16 protein-coding genes and 1 pseudogene are annotated in these 16,534 nt (G+C 71.7%); 12 read left to right on the top strand and 5 right to left on the bottom strand.

Annotated features, from left to right (window positions below; genetic code table 11):
- Positions 1-21 precede the first annotated feature (21 nt).
- The 8 genes and pseudogenes from BLU81_RS21985 to BLU81_RS50820 form a co-directional block, all read left to right on the top strand.
- Positions 22-969: an ATP-binding cassette domain-containing protein gene (locus BLU81_RS21985; RefSeq protein ID WP_092546395.1), complete on the top strand. Its 948-nt coding sequence runs from the start codon at positions 22-24 to the stop codon at positions 967-969.
- A complete protein-coding gene (locus BLU81_RS21980) occupies positions 966-1,760 on the top strand; it encodes an ABC transporter permease (protein ID WP_092546394.1) in 795 nt (264 codons plus the stop codon). Before BLU81_RS21985 ends, BLU81_RS21980 begins: the two co-directional genes overlap by 4 nt.
- 185 nt (positions 1,761-1,945) lie before the next feature.
- Positions 1,946-2,419: a PepSY domain-containing protein gene (locus tag BLU81_RS21975; RefSeq protein WP_092546393.1), complete on the top strand. Its 474-nt coding sequence runs from the start codon at positions 1,946-1,948 to the stop codon at positions 2,417-2,419.
- Complete coding sequence (locus BLU81_RS21970; RefSeq protein WP_092546392.1) at positions 2,416-4,308, top strand: WD40 repeat domain-containing protein; 1,893 nt, start codon at positions 2,416-2,418, stop codon at positions 4,306-4,308. Before BLU81_RS21975 ends, BLU81_RS21970 begins: the two co-directional genes overlap by 4 nt.
- Positions 4,299-6,095: a WD40 repeat domain-containing protein gene (locus BLU81_RS21965; protein WP_092546391.1), complete on the top strand. Its 1,797-nt coding sequence runs from the start codon at positions 4,299-4,301 to the stop codon at positions 6,093-6,095. Before BLU81_RS21970 ends, BLU81_RS21965 begins: the two co-directional genes overlap by 10 nt.
- Positions 6,092-6,913, top strand: coding sequence for a formylglycine-generating enzyme family protein (locus tag BLU81_RS21960; protein ID WP_092546390.1), 822 nt, complete (start codon positions 6,092-6,094; stop codon positions 6,911-6,913). The genes BLU81_RS21965 and BLU81_RS21960 overlap by 4 nt, the downstream gene beginning before the upstream one ends.
- Positions 6,910-7,560 (top strand): flavin reductase family protein, encoded by a 651-nt coding sequence (locus tag BLU81_RS21955; protein WP_092546389.1) that lies wholly within the window; start codon positions 6,910-6,912, stop codon positions 7,558-7,560. The genes BLU81_RS21960 and BLU81_RS21955 overlap by 4 nt, the downstream gene beginning before the upstream one ends.
- A pseudogene (locus BLU81_RS50820) lies at positions 7,557-8,204 on the top strand (carbon-nitrogen hydrolase family protein); the annotation flags it as partial. The gene BLU81_RS21955 and the pseudogene BLU81_RS50820, both read left to right, overlap by 4 nt.
- 42 nt (positions 8,205-8,246) lie before the next feature.
- On the opposite strand, the gene BLU81_RS21945 reads toward BLU81_RS50820, so the two are convergent.
- From BLU81_RS21945 to BLU81_RS21930, 4 genes are all read right to left on the bottom strand, one after another.
- A complete protein-coding gene (locus BLU81_RS21945; RefSeq protein ID WP_092546387.1) occupies positions 8,247-9,647 on the bottom strand; it encodes a sensor histidine kinase in 1,401 nt (466 codons plus the stop codon).
- On the bottom strand, positions 9,644-10,309 hold the full coding sequence (locus BLU81_RS21940) for a response regulator transcription factor (RefSeq protein WP_092546386.1): 666 nt from the start codon (positions 10,307-10,309) through the stop codon (positions 9,644-9,646). The genes BLU81_RS21945 and BLU81_RS21940 overlap by 4 nt, the downstream gene beginning before the upstream one ends.
- Before the next feature lie 2 nt (positions 10,310-10,311).
- Complete coding sequence (locus BLU81_RS21935) at positions 10,312-11,421, bottom strand: outer membrane protein assembly factor BamB family protein (protein ID WP_092546385.1); 1,110 nt, start codon at positions 11,419-11,421, stop codon at positions 10,312-10,314.
- A 111-nt stretch (positions 11,422-11,532) separates the two neighbouring features.
- A complete protein-coding gene (locus tag BLU81_RS21930) occupies positions 11,533-12,012 on the bottom strand; it encodes a PepSY domain-containing protein (RefSeq protein WP_092546384.1) in 480 nt (159 codons plus the stop codon).
- Between the two features lie 166 nt (positions 12,013-12,178).
- Between BLU81_RS21930 and BLU81_RS21925 the strand changes: the two genes are divergently transcribed.
- Together BLU81_RS21925 and BLU81_RS21920 are read left to right on the top strand one after the other, a co-directional pair.
- Complete coding sequence (locus BLU81_RS21925) at positions 12,179-12,676, top strand: DUF2975 domain-containing protein (protein ID WP_092546383.1); 498 nt, start codon at positions 12,179-12,181, stop codon at positions 12,674-12,676.
- Positions 12,676-12,885: a helix-turn-helix domain-containing protein gene (locus tag BLU81_RS21920; RefSeq protein ID WP_092546382.1), complete on the top strand. Its 210-nt coding sequence runs from the start codon at positions 12,676-12,678 to the stop codon at positions 12,883-12,885. The genes BLU81_RS21925 and BLU81_RS21920 overlap by 1 nt, the downstream gene beginning before the upstream one ends.
- Before the next feature lie 22 nt (positions 12,886-12,907).
- Here BLU81_RS21920 and BLU81_RS21915 read toward each other — a convergent pair whose 3' ends face one another.
- Complete coding sequence (locus BLU81_RS21915; RefSeq protein WP_157751724.1) at positions 12,908-14,125, bottom strand: hypothetical protein; 1,218 nt, start codon at positions 14,123-14,125, stop codon at positions 12,908-12,910.
- 112 nt (positions 14,126-14,237) lie between these two features.
- Between BLU81_RS21915 and BLU81_RS21910 the strand changes: the two genes are divergently transcribed.
- Entirely contained in the window at positions 14,238-16,166 is a 1,929-nt protein-coding gene (locus tag BLU81_RS21910) for a putative T7SS-secreted protein (RefSeq protein WP_092546380.1), read from the top strand.
- Between the two features lie 56 nt (positions 16,167-16,222).
- Positions 16,223-16,516 (top strand): WXG100 family type VII secretion target, encoded by a 294-nt coding sequence (locus tag BLU81_RS21905; protein ID WP_092546379.1) that lies wholly within the window; start codon positions 16,223-16,225, stop codon positions 16,514-16,516.
- Positions 16,517-16,534: the final 18 nt, after the last annotated feature.

The raw sequence follows: 16,534 nt of genomic DNA, 5'->3' as shown, positions 1-16,534 counted from the left end.
CTCGGCTCAGGAAGGCGTCCCATGACTCCCGCGATCTCGGTGACCGGCCTGCGTAAATCCTTCGGTGCACACACCGTCCTCGACGGCATCGACCTGCACGTACCGCCGGGAACCGTGTTCTCCCTGCTCGGTGCCAACGGCGCCGGCAAGACCACCGTCGTCAAGATCCTGTCCACGCTGATCGGCGCCGACGCCGGTGACATCCGGGTCGCCGGGCACGACGTCGCCCGGGAAGCCGGTGCGGTCCGGGCCGCGATCGGGGTCACCGGCCAGTTCTCCGCCGTCGACAAACTGCTCACCGGCGCCGAGAACATGCGCCTGATGGCCGACCTCAACCAGCTCACCCGTGCCGACGGGCGGCGGCGTGTCGCTCGGCTGCTGGAACAATTCGACCTGACCGAGGCGGCGGGCAAGCCGGTGTCCACCTACTCCGGCGGTATGACGCGCCGGCTCGACCTGGCGATGACCCTGGTCGGCAGCCCACGAGTGATCTTCCTGGACGAGCCGACCACCGGGCTCGACCCCCGCAGCCGCCGCGACATGTGGCAGATCGTCCGCGACCTGGTCGCCACCGGCGTCACCGTCTTCCTCACCACCCAGTACCTGGAGGAGGCCGACGAACTCGCCGACCGGATCGCCGTGCTGGACAGCGGCCGGATCGTCGCCGAAGGCACCGCCGCCGAACTCAAACGCCGCATCCCCGGCGGCCACATCCGCCTCGGCTTCACCGGCGAACAGCAGCTCGGCGCGGCCCTGGCCGTGCTCGGCGACGCCGCCCGGGAGAACGACACCCTCGCCCTGCGGGTGCCCAGCGACGGGAGCCTGACCGCGCTCAAGACCCTGATCGGCCGTCTCGACGCCCGATCCGTCGAGGTCGAGGAACTGTCCGTGCACACCCCCGACCTCGACGACGTGTTCCTCGCCCTCACCGGCGGCCGCTCGTTCACCGGACAGGAGACCGCCCGATGACCACCTTCGCCCCGGCCGTACCCCGGCTGCATCCGCTGCGCGACTCGGTGACCATGCTGCGCCGCAACCTCAAACGGATGATCCGCTACCCGTCGATGACGATCACGCTGATCGCGATGCCCGTCGTCTTCCTGCTGCTCTTCGTCTACGTGCTCGGCGGCACCCTGGGCGCCGGGATCGGCGGCGGCCGGGACGCCTACGCCGACTACGTCACCCCGGCGATCATCCTGATGACCGTGATGGCCACCGTGCAGGGCACCGCCATCTCGGTCGCCATGGACATGACCGAAGGTGTCATCGCCCGGTTCCGCACCATGCACATAGCCCGGGTGTCGGTGCTGACCGGCCACGTCCTCGGCAGTCTGATCCAGGCGGCGCTCGCGGTCACTGTCGTCATCGGCGCGGCCCTGTTGGTCGGCTTCCGCCCCACCGCCGGCCCGCTGGAATGGCTCGGGTTCGCCGGTTTCCTGACCGCCATGACGTTCGCCTTCGTCTGGCTGTGCGTAGCCCTCGGCCTGGCCAGCAAAACCGTCGAGACCGCCAGCAACGCGCCGATGCCCCTGATCCTGCTGCCGTTCCTCGGCAGCGGCTTCGTCCCCACCGACTCGATGCCCGCCGGAATCCGCTGGTTCGCCGAATACCAGCCGTTCACCCCGATCATCGAAACCTTCCGGGGCCTGCTGCTGGGCGCCCCGCTCGGCACCACCCCGTGGATCGCCCTGGCCTGGTGCGCGGCCATCGCACTCGGCGGCTACCTCTGGTCTCGGCACCTCTTCAACCGCACTGCCTGACCCACCGCGTCACCTTCCTTCCGATCCCGGGCATCCAAATGCCCGGGATCGTCGGCGTTCGGGGTCCATTGAGGGCTGCTGGACAGGAGTCGGCGCGCCTTGTGCCAGGGTTCGGCCAGAGACCCGGCCTGGGGCGGTGCGGCGCGCGTAGCTGCCGACACAGAACCCAGACTTCGGAGGTCGGTATGCGCAAGGCAGTTCTGGCGACGGTGACGGCGGGTGTGCTTCTTGCCGGGACCGGTGTGGCGATGGCCGGGGACAACGGCACCGGAGCGGCGAACGGGACGACCGCCGCGGACTGCGCGCCGGCGGCGATGCTCACGTCGGCGCAGGCGACCGATGCGGCGTTGCGGGCGGCCGGCGGGGGCCGGGTGTCCGGGATGCAGGTGGTGCAGGCGGCCGGGCGGATGGTCTACGTGATCAGTTTCGTCCGGGGAGATCGGGTGCGGACGGCGACGGTGGATGCGCTGACCGGCGAGGTCACCTCGATCGTCAACGGATCCAGTGGTGGTGGCAACGGCGCGAGCAACGGCGGCGCGAGCAACGGCGGTAGCTCCAGCGACGATGACGACGACGAGAACGACGACGACGATGACGACGACGAGAACGACGAGGACGACGACGGCCCGAGTCGCGAGGGCGTCGAGGGCAACAAGTGATCGTCACCGACCGGCTCATCCGGATCCTGCACGTTCCCGGCCACGGTCTGCTCGCCTCGGACATCTACGGCCGGATCCACCTGCTCGACGCGGATGACCTGACGGTGCGCCGGTCGTCGCCGTTCGTCCGGCAGGGCCGCCCGGTCTACGGGCTGGCGGTCGCGGACGGCTGGGTGATCGGCAAGGACCGGATGGGTGCGATCCTGCGCTGGCGGCTGGACACCCTGGAACTGGCCGGCCGGCTCGACCCGGCCACCGTCTGCGATCCGTCCGGCCTGCTGCCCGGCGAGGAACCGTCCCCGGTCAGTTCGCGCGGCATCGGCATCTGGAACGGGCGTGTCCACGTGTCCAGCGGCTATCACCGGCAGATGCTGGTGGTGGACCTGCACACGTTCGAGGTGGCCGAGGTGCGGCCGAACATCTGCGGCACCAGCCCGATGGAGTGGGCCTGTACCGAGCACCCGGACCGGCACGCCGTCTCCGACAAGAAGGGCAACCTGCGGTTCGGGTCGTTCGCGACCGGCGAGTTCCCGCGGGCGGTGAAACTCGACGACGGCAACATCCACCGGGTTCGCTACGACGCCCGGCACGACCGGTTCTGGGCCACCCAGGACTTCGGTGCGGGCGCCACCGCGGACGTGGCAAACGGTGTCGTGATCGTGTCGCCGGACGGCGAGAAGCTGGACGAGTTGCTGTTCGCCCGGGACGACGTCGAGTTCGTGACGTTCACCAAAGACCACTCCCGGGCGTACTCCGGCGGTTTCGACGGTGAGCTGCACATCTTCGACAACTCCGGCCCGGAACTGCGCATCGACCGTACGATCACCGGCTTCTCGCACCAGCTGACCGACTGCACCGTGGCGGAGGACGGCACGGTGTACGTGCTCTGCCAGGACGGCGAGGTCACCGCGCTGGACCCGGACGGCGTACCGAAACGGTCGATGGGTTTCGCTCGTCAGGCGATCTGGGACGTGCAGTCGGCGGACGGGGAGCGGGTCTTCCTGGCGACGGACACCGGAGTGGCGGTGGCCCGGGTCGTCGAGGACACCGTCGGGCCCCTGCTGGCGGTCGAGGCCGAACACGAGACCGGGTTCGGTTTCACCCGCCGGATCGCGGTGCTGTCCGGCGGGGTCGCCGGGATCACCCGTGACCATCGGGTGTTCCGCTTGGACGCGACCGGCCGGATGCGCTGGAGTTCCGGGCTGCCGGCGCTGCCGCACACGGTGGTGGTCAGCCCGGACGGCGAGCGTGTTCTGGTCGCCACGAACGCCGGCGCGATCGAGGTGTCGGCCACGGACGGGCAGGAGATCCGCCGGTACGCCGTCGACGGCCTGCCGATCTGGGCCGGCGTCTACCTGCCGTCCGGCGAGGTCACCCTGATCACCCGTAACGGGATCCTGGTGGTGCTCGCCGTCGACGGCACCGAGACCTGGCGGTTCGAACAGGGCGAGTATCCGAAGCGGGCGTGGGTGCAGGACGGTCGGCTGTACGTGGTCGGCGACGGCGGGCTCAAGGAGATCGTGATCGGTCAGGGGGTGGTCTGCCGTTGGTCGCGACTGCTGTCCAACACGGTGGAGAACGCGGTGGTCTGCGACGGGATGGTCTACGCCGGTTCGTATGGCATGCAGGTGGCCGCCTACGAGCACGAGAGCAGCCGTTTCGCCGGGCTGATGGAGGACCTGCCGGACTATCCGAAAGCCCTCGCGGTGGTGCGGGACTCGGCCGGGACCCCGTTCCTGCTGGTCGGTTGCCGGGGCGGGCTGCTGTCCACGTACCGGGTCGGCGCACCGAAGGTGTTCGCCAAGGTCCGCGACCAGTGGCTGGCCCGCCGGCCGGCCCGGACCCTGCTGACCGAGACCGTCCGGCCGAAGGAGGCGGTATGCGTGTGATCGACCTGCCGGGGGAACCGGGTGGCCACGCCGCGCCGATCACCGCTGTCACCTGGCGGCCCGACGGGCGACGTCTCGCCACCTGCTCCTACGACGGCACCGCACGGATCTGGGACACCACCGATCCGGCCCGCCCGGTGCCGGTGGCGACGCTGCGGCACCGGCGGCTGGTGAACGGCGCGGCCTGGCATCCCACCGACCCGGACGTGATCGCCACCGCCTCGGCCGACAAGACCGCGGTGATCTGGCGGCTCGGCACCGGCCCGGTCACCGTGCTGGCCCGGCACACCGACGACGTGAACGCGGTCGCCTGGCTGCCGGACGGGACGCGGCTCGTCTGCGTGTCCGAGGACGGCCGGGCCACCCTGTGGGACACCGGCACCGGGGTATTTCGCACCGAGATCGGCGGGCACACCGCGCACTGCATGATGGTGTCGGTCAGCGCGGACGGCCGGATCGCCACGGTCGGTGAGGACGGCCTGGTCGTGGTCACCGACCCGGACTCGGGCGCGCCGCCGGTCACCCGCCGGTACGCCGCCTCGGTCGAGGGTTGCGCCTGGTCACCCGACGGATCGCTGCTGGCGGTGGCCCGGGACGACGGTTTCGTGGAACTCCTCGGCCCGGAACTGGCGACCGTGCTCAGCGTCCGGGCCTGCGGGTCGGCGGCCCGGACCGTGGCCTGGGCCGAGGACGGCGCCCGGTTCGTCGCCGGTGGTTACGACGGGGCGCTGCACGTCTTCAGCAACACCGGCGCGCGTCTCGCGACGATCCGCGAGGACCGCGTCTGGCCCCGGTCGGTCAGCGCGGCCCACGGCCGCCTCGCCGCCGGGAGTTTCGGCGGTACGCCCTACCTCTTCGACCTCGACAGCGGAGCACCATTGTCCAGTTCTGATACCCGTACCCATGGTCCGAACGCCCTCGCCTCGGCCGGTGGGCACCTCTTCGTCGGCGGCGACTCCGGCGTCCTGCTGGCCGTCGATCTGGACGATCCGTCCCGGGCCCGGGCCGTCGGGCTGACCGACAGCCCGATCATGTCGCTGGCCGCCGGTGACGGTCTGGTCTTCGCCGGCACCTACAGCGGTGAGGTGCTGTCCTGGCCGCCGTCCGGCGCGGCACCGGCCCGGCTGGGCGCGCCGGTGCCGTCGCTGGCACTGACCGGCGAGGGGCTGATCGCCGGAACCTACGACGGTCATCTGGTCGCGCTGGACCCGGCGACCCTGACCGAACGAGGCCGCGGCGAATCCCATGGCGGCTCGGTGAAATCGTTGGCCGCGGTGCCGGGCGGGTTCCTGTCGGCGGCTACCGACCGTAGCGTCGCCGTGGGTTCGCTGAGCCGGCGCCGGACCTTGTGGGAACACGGAAACCTGGTCAACGCGGTGGCCTTCGCCCCGAACGGCATGGTGGCCAGCGCCTCCCGCGACCACACGGTGAAGGTCGGCCGAGTGACCGGAGAACAGCGTCTGACCCTGCTCGGCCCGGACGAATCAGTCAAGTGCGTGGCCATCCTGGGAGATGACACGGTGCTGGCCGGCTCCTACGACTTCGGCCTGTACGCGTGGACCGTCGACTGGTCCGACCCGGCGGCCACCCTCCGGTCGGGGCGGCTGCTGGCCGAGTTCCGGCAGGGCGTGTCGTGCGCGGTGGCGATCGACGAGTCGCGTGTCGCCGTGGCCGGCTGGGACGGCCGGATTCTGATCGTCGAGAACACCGCGGAGGGGCCGGTGATCCGGCACGATCTGGCCGTGGCGGATCTGCTGGCCGGCGCCCGAGAGGCGGTGCCGGCATGACGTTCCGGCAGCGGCTGACCGACCTCGGCGTATTCGGACTGTTCGACGATCCCCGCATCGGCCCGGTGCCCGCGGTCGTCCCGGTGCCCGGCGGCCTCGCCCGGATCGGGCTGCCCGCCGACCGGGTCGACGAGGTCACCGCCCGCTGGGCGCACGCCGGGGTGGAACGCGACTGGATTCTCAAGGAGTCCCCCGACCACGAGGTGCGGATCGACGGGTTCTGGATCGGCCGTTTCCCGGTGACCAACTGCGAATACCTGCGGTTCCTCGAGGTCACCGGCCGGCCAGGCCGCCCGAGCACCTGGCAGAGCGGCGCCTACCCGTGGGAGCAGGCCGATCATCCGGTCGCCGGGGTCCAGGCCGGGGACGCCGACGCCTACGCGTTCTGGCTCACCGGCCACACCGGCCACCCGTGGCGGCTGCCGTCGGAAGCCGAGTGGGAGTGGGCCGCCGCCGGGCCGGTGGGTGCGGAGTTCCCGTGGGGCGACGAGTTCGACCCCGATCGGGCCAACACCCGGGAGACCGGATTGCACTGCACCTCCCCGGTCGGCGCGTTCCCCGGCGGCCGGTCCTGGTGCGGTGCTCTGGACATGGCTGGCAACGTGGAGGAGTTCACCGCCGACGACTACCGGGCCTATCCGGGTGGCACGGTGGTCCACGACGATCTGGTGGCCCTGTTCGGTGAGTACCGGGTGGCCCGAGGCGGCAGCTTCGCCCGGCACGGCGATCTGGCCCGGGTCCGGCGGCGACACGGCGCGTACCCGAGCCCGGACTATCCGATCGGGTTCCGCCTGGCCACCTCGGTGGATCCGTCGTGAACTCGTCCTGGCGGCAGTCCACCGGCACGGTCGGCCTGGTCGCGGTGGACGGGCCGCGCGGTGTGAACGTGATGGCGTGTGAGTGGTCCTACTTCGTCAACAAGGACCCGGTCTGGGTGGCCGTCATCCTCGGCCCGAGGACCGCCAGCAAGGCCCTGATCGAGGCGGCCGGCCGGTTCGCGGTCACCTTCTGCTGCGAGGCGCAGGCCGCCCTCGCCGACTTCGTGGGCAGCTGTTCGGTGACCGAGGTCGACAAGGCCACCAGCGGTGCACTGACCCTGGAACCGGGCGAGCACACGCCGTACGTGGCCGGCGGGGTGGTCGCCGTCGAGTGCGAGCTGCGGCAGATCGTGCCGCTACCGGTGCACACCATGTATCTGGCACGGGTGACGGCCGAGCATCTCCCACCGATCGCGGGCCGCCCACTGGTCAAACATCGGGGGATGTACGGGCTGGGTCAGGCGCTGCCCCGTACCGAGGTGGTCGCGGCGACCCGTCGCCTCGACGGTGACCGGGCCCGGGTGATCGCGACCGGTCCGCCGCCGGACGGGCGTCTGGACACCGAGGTCCGGGTCCCGCCCGGCACCTGGCGGGTCGTGGTCGAACGCGGCGACGCCGTGCCCGGAACCGCCGCGGTGCTCGGTTGAGAACCCCGCTGCGGATCGCGGTCGCGCAGGCGCGCGCCGAACCGGGTGACGTACTCACCAACTCCCGCCGGGCGGCCGCCGTCGCCCGGGCCGCCGCCCGTCGGGGTGCCCGCGTCGTCCTGCTGCCGGAGCTGCACCTGTCCGGCTACGACCTCGGGGTGGCCGCCGCGTCGGCGGTCACCCCGGACGACCCGCGACTCGACCCGCTCCGAGCGGCCGGCCGCGTCATCACGGTGATCGTCGGCGCGCCGGTCGCCGGGCCGGCCAACGCGCTGCTGGTGGCCGACCGGGACGGGCTGCGGGTGGGGTACGTCAAACAGCACCTGTGGCACGCCGAACGGCAGGTGTTCCGGCCCGGCGCAGTCTCGGGCGCGGTGACAGTCGACGGCTGGCGGCTCGGTCTCGGGATCTGCTACGACCTGTCGTTCCCGGAACACGCCCGGGCCGCCGCACTCGACGGAGTCGACGCCTACCTGGTGGCCGGCGCGTTCGCCACCGGCAGCGAGCATCGGTCCGCCGTCTACCTGGCCGCCCGCGCCCTGGAGAACACGATCTTCACCGCGTTCGCCAACCCGGTCGGCGGGGCCTGCTCGGGGCTCTCCTCGGTGTGGGCGCCGGACGGCAGCCGCCTCGCCTCCGCCGGGCGCGGCCGGGAACGACTGATGATCGCCGACCTGGACCCGGCGTCACTGACGCGTACCCGCGGCTTGCTGCACATGCTGGCCGAGACCCGCGAAGGTGACGACCGCGTCCACCCCGCCACCGGGTGCCGCCTCCAGGGCGACGTCGCCGCCGCCGGCCTCGGCCAGCTTGTGCACGAGTGACAGGCCCAGCCCGGTGCCGTCCTTCGCGGCGCCGGGCGCCCGCCAGAACGGATCGAGGGCCCGGACCCGTTCCTCCGGACTCAACCCGGGACCCTCGTCGACGACGTGCAGTTCGACCCGGTCGTCCCGGACGGCCCAGCCGATCGTCACGGTGCTCCCGGCCGGTGCCACCCGCAGCGCGTTCGCGATCAGGTTGTCGAGGATCTGGTCGGTTCCGCCGGGGAGGGCGCGGATCCACGTACCGTCCGGTCCGCTGGTGCTCAGGCCCACCCGCCGGTCGTCCGCCAGCGGTGACCAGAGGAACACCCGCTCGGCCACGGCGGCCGGTAGATCCACCTCCTCCAGCGGCAGTTCGCGCTGCTCGGACCGGGCCATCAGGAGCAGGGTCTCGACCATCTGACCGAGCCGGTCCGCCTCGGTCAGCGCGGCCTGCAGGTTCTTCGCCCCGGCCGGGCTGATGTCGTCCTCCAGGTTCTCCATCCGCAGCCGCAACGCCGACAGCGGCGTCTTGAGCTGGTGCGAGGCGTGCCCGATGAACGCGTGCTGGGTACGGATCAGCGCCTGGATCCGGTTCGCGGTGGCGTAGAAGGTGTCCGCCAGGCGGCGCAGCTCGGGCGGCCCGGCGGGGGCGGCGGCCGGTGGCAGGGTGCCGTCGGCGAGGTGCCGGGTGGCCAGCTCCAGGGCCCGGACCGGTTTGCTGATCCAGCGGGCCAGCCAGAACGCGACCAGGGCGGCGGCCAGCAGCACCGCGATCCCGGCCCCGGCGAGGATCAGCCAGAACCGGTGGATGCGGGAGTCGACCGGGTCCAGCGGCACACTGACCCGCACCGCCCCCAACGACGACACGCCGGGATGGATCGGGACCGCCACCGACATGACGTCGACGCCGCCGGACTCGGCCGTGCGGGTGCTGATCCGGCCCTCGCCGCTGAGCACGGTACGGATGTCGGCCGCGCGTGCCAGATCACCCGGCGGATGTTTCTCCGGATGGGTACTGGACAGCAACTCGCCACGACTGTCGACGACGTCGACGTCGCCGCCCAGCCGTTGCCCCGACTCGTGCGCGAGTAGATCCACCTGCTCCGCGTCGTCCCGGCTCAGAGCGGTGTCGATGAACGCGGCCAGGACCTCGGCGTCGTGTTCGAGCTGGGCGAACGCGTGCTGCTCCTCGTTGCGGTGGTAGACGTAGCCGAGCGGCACCTCCAGCGACACCAGGATCAGCAGGGCGAAGCTGACGTACGTCAGCAGCAGCCGCCGGGTCATGCCGGCTGAACGACCAGCCGGAACCCGACGCCGCGCCGGGTCTCGATCCAGCCCGGCGCGCCGAGTTTGCGGCGTACCGCGGCGACGTGGAAGTCCAGGGTCTTGCCGCGCCCGAAGAAGTTCGGCTCCCACACCGCCTCCAGGATCGCCCGCCGGTCCACCACCGCGCCGGGGTCGGCGGCCAGGTGCACGAGCAGGTCGTACTCTTTCGGCGAGAACGGGATCAGGGTGCCGCGCAACCGGATCTCCTTGGCTCGATGATCGATCACCAGCGGTCCCAGGACCTGCTCGCCCCGGCTCTGCGGCCGGGGGACGCGGACCCGGCGGCCGACCGCGTGCATCCGGGCCACCAGCTCCCGGACACTGAACGGTTTCGCCATGTAGTCGTCGGCGCCCAGTTCCAGCCCGAGCACCCGGTCAGCCTCGTCGCCGCGTGCGGTCAACATGATCAGCGGGACGTCGTCGACCCGGCGGATCCGGCGGCACACCTCGATCCCGTCGATGTCCGGCAGCCCGAGATCCAGCAGCACCATCTCGGCCCGCGGCGCGGTCAGAGCCGCCATCCCGGTCGCTACCCGCAGCACCTCGATCCCGTAGCGCTTCAGCCCGTCGGCCAGCGGCTCCGCGATCGAGTCGTCGTCCTCCACCAGCAGCACCCGCATCGTCACACCGCCCGCGCCGACAGCAGGCCGTCCCGGTGGCCGGCCAGCAACCACCGGCGTCCACCGGCGGACAGCGCGGTCACCGCCTCCGGACCGGCGAACACGTCGGCGCGGCCGTGGTAGGCGGCGGTGGCGTAGCCGTGCCGGTCCAACCGGGATCCGCCGCTGCAGGTGAACACCGCGTCTCCGATCACCACCGCGTTCTCCGCGCTGCCGGTCGACGGCGCCGACCAGCGCGCCACGATCCCCTCACCGGCCACGATCTCGCGCAGTCCGCCTTCACCCGCCGTGTAGATCCGCTCGCCCCGGGTCCAGATCCGGGAGGTGAAACCGTCCAGCCGTATCCGCCAGCGGGCCGCCCCGGTGGCGTCCACGACGACCAGGTCGCCACGATGCCCGGCCAGGACCCGGTCACCGCCGGGTAGATAGGCGGCTGCCCGCACCGGGCCGGCCAAGCTCTCCAGGTGCGTGCCGGTTCGGGTGTCCAGCTCCACGGTTCCCCGGTCCGTCGCGATCAGGGCCCGGCGACCATCAAGATCCACATTGATGCCGTACGGGGCACCGGAGAGTCGGTTCTCCCAGCTCACCCGGCCCGCGCCGTCGAGCCGGAACACCCGGCCGTCTCCGGTGGCGGCAACCACCCCGCCCGGAACCGGGGCCACGTGACGGGTGGCGCCGTACCCGGTGGTGTGGTGATCCTCGACGACGAGCGTCCAGCCGAAATCCCGGGACAGCCGCACCACGCCGACCCCAGCGTCGGTCGCCACGTGCGCCAGCGACTCGTCGTCCCAGGCCGTCCGCACGTCCCACACGGTCCGGAAGTCCAGCCGGGCGGTCACCGGGTGGCTCTCCGGCCCGGCCGTCGGCTCGAACTCCGGGCCGGCGAACGGTAGCCCCTCGTCGCGGATCTCGGTCACCTCGCCGGTCAGCGCGTCGACCGTGGCCGCACACAGCCAGCCGCCCCGGGCGAACTGCACCACGTGCACCCGGCGGCCACCCTCGTACCCGATCCGGACCCCGGCCAGGCGGCCACCGCCCGCCTCTCGCAGCACCGACTCCACCGCGCGAGTGGCCTCCGACGACGCCACGTCCCGTGCTACCGACTCACCCATTCCGACCTCCACCACCTGACCCCGTACGTCTTGGTAGACGAGCCGCAGGCACCGCCCGGATTCCTCCTCGCCCGGATCCTAACCGGCTCCTGGCCAAACCCTGTATCCATCTCAATCGTCGTCCTCCACCTCGTGCCCGGAGAGCCGCCCGGTGTCCGGATCGACCTCGATCTCGTTCTCCGTCCCGCGGTGGTCGAACGTGAGTTCCCAGACGCCGTCCTCGAACTCGATCTCGGTGACGGTCGCCCCGGTGAACCTCGCCCGCACCGCCCGGGCCGCCCCCTCGGCGTCCAGCGGTCCCGCCGTCGCCGTCGGTTTCGCGGTCGCCGTCGGTTTCGCCGCCGGTGCGGTTGTCGTCGATCTCACCGGCGGTGTCGTGGTGGGCCGCGCGGCCGGGCTGCTCGCCGCGCGGCCGGACGGCGACGCCGGTGCCGGCGCTGTCGTCGCCGCCCGGGGCGGAAGGGGCAGCGCCGCCGCCGCCTCGTCCGGAACGGCCGGCCCGCCGAACGTCCCGGTGATCACCACGATTCCGGCGACCACGACCATGCCCATCACTCCGGCGACAGTGCCGCCCATCAACAGTCTCTGCATTCCGGTTCTCCTCGTCGGTGGCGTCCACCCAGCGGATACGGGCGGCGGGCCCTGGCGGACGAGGAACCGGGCGAAGTCTGGCCAAGCCCTGGCCGAAGTCTGGCAAAGCAGCGATAGTCGACGACTATAACTTGACTTTCGATGTCTTGATATCGAAAATCGATACATGCATCGCACACTGGTGACCGTCCTGCAGGGTTTTCTGAGTTTCGTTCTCCTCGTCGGCGTCTGGGCGCAGATCGTCCTGATCCCGACGATGGCCGCCGATGAGGTGGAGCTGTTCCCGCCCTACGAGCCGCTGCGGATCCCCCTCGTCACGGCTGCGGTGGCCTTCGTCGCCTGCGTTCAGGCCTGGCTCGTCGGGTCGATCCTGCTGCTGCACCGTTCCGCCGAGGGCACGTTGTTCGAGCAGTCCGCCCAGAGATGGGTGACCGTGCTGCTGGCCGCCGCGGGCGGGGCCGCCGTGGTCACGTTCGCCCTGCTGGTGTTCGTGACGTTCAGCGAGATTCCGTCGCCGGCCGACGGCATGGAGGTGATCGGTCTCTGGATGGGGTCGGCCGTGGCGGTCGCCGGGTCGGTGGCCCTGCTCATGCTCACCCTGATCGGCCGGCACCTGCTGGGCAAGGCGATCGAGTTGCGCAGCGAGCTGGACGAGGTCGTTTGATGGCGATCATCGTCGACATCGACGTCCAGCTGGCCAAACGCAAGATGTCGGTGGGGGACTTCGTGGCCGCGGTGAACATCAGCGCCGCCAACATCTCGGTCCTGAAGAACGGTCGCGCCAAAGCGATCCGCTTCAGCACCCTCGACGCGATCTGCGAGGTCCTGCAATGCCAGCCCGGCGACATCCTCCGCTGGGTCCCGGACGACTGACCGGGTCCCGGCGCGGAGCAAATCAGGCCGGAAGCGCCGGAAGCGCCGGAAGCGCCGGAAGCGCCGGAAGCGCCGGGACGGTGAGGGTGACCGGCAGCACCGGGATCTCCAATGTGCCGTCGGCGGTCACCTGCCAGCGCCAATGTGTGCCGGGGCCGGCCTCGCCACAGACCAGACCGGTCCAGCCCGCACCGGCGGAGCCGCACCAGGTGAGCAGCGCGGCGGCCTGTTCCGGAGTCGGCGGGCCGGCGAGGACCACCAGGCCCCGGACCGGACGGCGGGCCGCCACACCCCGGACCGGACCTGCCGGAGCAGTCGGCGGGGCCGGAGGTGCGGCCAGCGGCGGCATGACGGTCAGCGACACCGGCACGGGCAGCGGCGGAGTTCCGCCATCGTGCGGGAGGACCATGACGGGCAGGCCCGGTTCGGTACGCCCGACCTCGGCGAGCAGGTTCGCGGCGAGTTCCCGGGCCACCTGCGGATCCCCGGTGAGGCTGAGCACCCCGTCGAGGCGGCTGAAGTCCACCAACAGCGGCGCGTCGTCGGGACCGGCTCCGACCCGTACCAGGAATGCGGTCTTGAGGTCCTGACCTGCTGGAATGCCAACCGGACGCTGCCAGCGGGTGCTGTCGACACGCTGCCACGGGGCGTCCAGGGTCTCCTGCCCGGACACCCACACGGTGGTGTCCGCCCGCCCGGCCGTCACCGCGTGGGCCGACGGCACGGTGACCGGCGCCGGGGCCGGCTGGGCGGCGAAGTTCCGGCCGATCGCCCGCCGCTGCTCCAGGCGCCGTCGTCGCCGGGCCGGTTCGCCCAGCCGGTGCACGGTGGCGACGGCGAACCGCCGCACCCGATGCCGGGCCACGACCGCCGCGGTGATCGCCGCGATCAGCAGCGCCGCGACGATGGCGAGCGCAGCCGGCAGGGGCAGCGAGAACGTGCTGCTCTCCCGGGCCACCCGCACGCCGGGCCCGGCCGCGTCGTCGGGCAGCCGCAGGATCCAGCCGGGCCGCAGCGGGTCGCCGGGCGAGGTGAGGACCGCACCGTCCGGTTGTTGTTCGCCGCGGGTGAGTTCGAAGATCTCCCCGGCCCGGTTCGGGTCGCCGAGGGTGTCGGCCGCGACCGACTGCAGGGTGACCTGCTGCCCGGCCGGAACCACCACCACCTTGAACGTGCCGTCCCCGGCCGCGTGCGCCGGCCCGGCCGGTAACAGAAGGGCCAGCGCCAACCAGATCGTCATCAGAACCCGCATGCGCATTACACGAGAGCGCCCTTGCAAAAGGTTCGGTGAACCTTTCGCCGGGGCGCTGTCGTGTAGTCGCCGCACACGGTGGGACGGCGAGAGGGGCAGCATGGCGCGGCGATTCGCGACTCCCGCGGATTTCGAGCTGGTCGGGATGAGCAGCGATCCGGCTCCGGGCGATCCGGACGAGATCGAGGCGGTCGCCCGGCGGTACTCGGACATCGGTGAAGCCGCTGAGAAGGCTCTCGAAGTACTGAAACGGGACGGCGCGATCGCCGCAGGGCGGGGCTCGGCGATGGACAAGCTGCGCGAGAAGGTCGGCGACGACCTGCCGGACAAGCTGGCGAAGACAGCCCGGTCGTACCAGGACGCGGCCGCCGCCTACCGGGCCTACCGTCCGCGGATCGAAGAGGCCCAGCAGACCCTGGACCGGGCCGTCGACCAGGCCCGCGAGGCGTCGGCGCAGGTGAGTCAGGCGGTGACGGCACTGCCGGGCGCGGTGGCGGCGAAGGACACCACGGCCACCACCCGGGCCGAGCAGGACGCCGAGGCCGGTGCCGCCGGTCTGTCGGCGGCGCGTGGCCTGGCCGAGCAGGCACTCTCGATGCGGCAGGCCGCCGAGCGCACGTGCGCCGACGCGCTGGACCGGGCCGCCGACGAAGCCGTCCCGGAACGCGACTTCTTCCAGAAGATCCGGGACTTCTTCGCGGACTTCCCGTTCGTGAAGATCCTGCTCGGCATCCTGATCGCGGCTGTGGCGGTGTTCTTCCCGGTGGCCGGGGCGCTGCTGGCCGGTGCCCTGTTCGCCCTGGACCAGATCACCGCGATAGCCACCGGCCAATTCAGCCTGGGGGACTTCGCCGTCGGCCTGATCGGCATCATCCCTGGCGGCTCGGCGCTACGGATCGGCGGCGCGGTCGCCAAGACCGGCGGCACCACCGCCCGGGTCGTCCCCACGGTTGGCCGGACGGTGGACGGGCCGATCACCGACGTACCGGCGACGATCGTCCGGTCCAAGCCGATCGGTGAATTCCTGGACGCCAACCGCGGCGACATCGTCCGCGGCGCCCTGAAGGAGGGCGTGAAGGACGGCGTGAAGGAGGGGGCCGAGGAGGCCGCCATCGGATTCGCCGAGGGGGCCGGGGGCGAGGCCGTCCGGCAGGTGGCCGCGGGCGAGCCGCTGGACGCCCGCGCGATCGCCGAGGCGGGTGGGAAGGACGCGCTGGCCGCGGGCGCGACCGGGTTCGCCGGCGGCGCGATCATCGGCGGGCTCCTGGGCGGCGGTAAGGCCGCTGGCAAGGCGGCGGTGAAGAAGCCGAAACTGGACGAGGATACGACTCCGCGCAGCGAGATCCCGGTCAAGACCGCGCCCGAGTCCGGCGGCAGCCGATCGCTCGACTCCGGTCCGCCGGTCTCCCCGGAACGGGACCCGGACAGTCCGGACATCGATCCGGACGGCGCGGTGAAGAGGCCCGGGGCCGGCGACTTCGACTTCCGGCTCATCGAACCAGGTCTGGAAGACGTCGACCTCGTCCTGGAGAGCACCCACCCGGACGGGACGGAGCTGCCGGTGTTCCGCGACGCCGCCACCGGCGAGCGGGGGTCCTTCGACTTCCGGACCGGTGCCTTCCGGAAGGTAGGCGACAGCGCTCCCCTCGCGGACTCGGCGGACTTCTCGAAGGCTCCGGAGGTCGAGTTCACCCGCACGTTCTTCGGTCCGCGCCCGGACGGCCACTTCCTCGTCCGCGGTTTCGAGGGCCAGCCCCTGGACACGGTGGGCGACCGCACCGAGATTCGGGCCGCCGCCGGTCCGGACAACCGCCCGGTCCTGGTGCCGACCAGCGAATTCACCATCAAGGACCAGCGCGCAAAGCTCGACGAGGCTCGGATCGCCCAGATCATCGCGCGAATCGAGGACAACCGTCAGTTGCCTCCGATCAAGCTGTCGCCCGGCGACCTGAGCCTCTCCGACGGCAACCACCGGATCGAAGCGGCGAAGCGACTCAACCTGCCGTTCATCCCGGTGCAGGTCGTCTGAGCCCGTCCCCCAGATCTCCCCTCCGCTTGGGAGGGGCCAGCACAAGGAGAACCACCATGCCCGACTACCGCGTCAACTCCGACGAGACGGCCGCCACCTCGCAGGCCCTGCTCAACGACTTCACCCAGCTGCAGGACAAGCTGACCGAGGTCCGCGGCAAGATCACCAACCTGCTGGCGAACGGCTACTCCACCCCGGCCGCCCAGCAGCGGTTCTCGCCGTTCTTCGACGAGTTCGCCCGCGGCTTCGACCAGGTGAACCAGGGCCTGCAGGGCATCGGCCAGTACGTCCGCTCGGTCGGCGACGCGTTCTCGCAGACCGATGACCAGCTGGGCGCCAACCTCGGCTGATCCCACCACCCGTCCACC

Source organism: Actinoplanes derwentensis, from assembly GCF_900104725.1.
GTDB classification, from domain to species: Bacteria; Actinomycetota; Actinomycetes; order Mycobacteriales; family Micromonosporaceae; genus Actinoplanes; species Actinoplanes derwentensis.
Note: the sequence above shows the minus strand (reverse complement) of the source record. Positions and strands in the feature narration are given on the sequence as shown.

Bases quoted from the DNA above. Each gene is read 5' to 3' on its own strand.
- BLU81_RS21985 (WP_092546395.1), top strand. From the start codon at position 22: ATGACTCCCGCGATCTCGGTGACCGGCCTGCGTAAATCCTTCGGTGCA.
- BLU81_RS21980 (WP_092546394.1), top strand. From the start codon at position 966: ATGACCACCTTCGCCCCGGCCGTACCCCGGCTGCATCCGCTGCGCGAC.
- BLU81_RS21975 (WP_092546393.1), top strand. From the start codon at position 1,946: ATGCGCAAGGCAGTTCTGGCGACGGTGACGGCGGGTGTGCTTCTTGCC.
- BLU81_RS21965 (WP_092546391.1), top strand. From the start codon at position 4,299: ATGCGTGTGATCGACCTGCCGGGGGAACCGGGTGGCCACGCCGCGCCG.
- BLU81_RS21960 (WP_092546390.1), top strand. From the start codon at position 6,092: ATGACGTTCCGGCAGCGGCTGACCGACCTCGGCGTATTCGGACTGTTC.
- BLU81_RS21945 (WP_092546387.1), bottom strand. From the start codon at position 9,647: ATGACCCGGCGGCTGCTGCTGACGTACGTCAGCTTCGCCCTGCTGATC.
- BLU81_RS21940 (WP_092546386.1), bottom strand. From the start codon at position 10,309: ATGCGGGTGCTGCTGGTGGAGGACGACGACTCGATCGCGGAGCCGCTG.
- BLU81_RS21935 (WP_092546385.1), bottom strand. From the start codon at position 11,421: ATGGGTGAGTCGGTAGCACGGGACGTGGCGTCGTCGGAGGCCACTCGC.
- BLU81_RS21930 (WP_092546384.1), bottom strand. From the start codon at position 12,012: ATGCAGAGACTGTTGATGGGCGGCACTGTCGCCGGAGTGATGGGCATG.
- BLU81_RS21925 (WP_092546383.1), top strand. From the start codon at position 12,179: ATGCATCGCACACTGGTGACCGTCCTGCAGGGTTTTCTGAGTTTCGTT.
- BLU81_RS21920 (WP_092546382.1), top strand. From the start codon at position 12,676: ATGGCGATCATCGTCGACATCGACGTCCAGCTGGCCAAACGCAAGATG.
- BLU81_RS21915 (WP_157751724.1), bottom strand. From the start codon at position 14,125: ATGACGATCTGGTTGGCGCTGGCCCTTCTGTTACCGGCCGGGCCGGCG.
- BLU81_RS21910 (WP_092546380.1), top strand. From the start codon at position 14,238: ATGGCGCGGCGATTCGCGACTCCCGCGGATTTCGAGCTGGTCGGGATG.
- BLU81_RS21905 (WP_092546379.1), top strand. From the start codon at position 16,223: ATGCCCGACTACCGCGTCAACTCCGACGAGACGGCCGCCACCTCGCAG.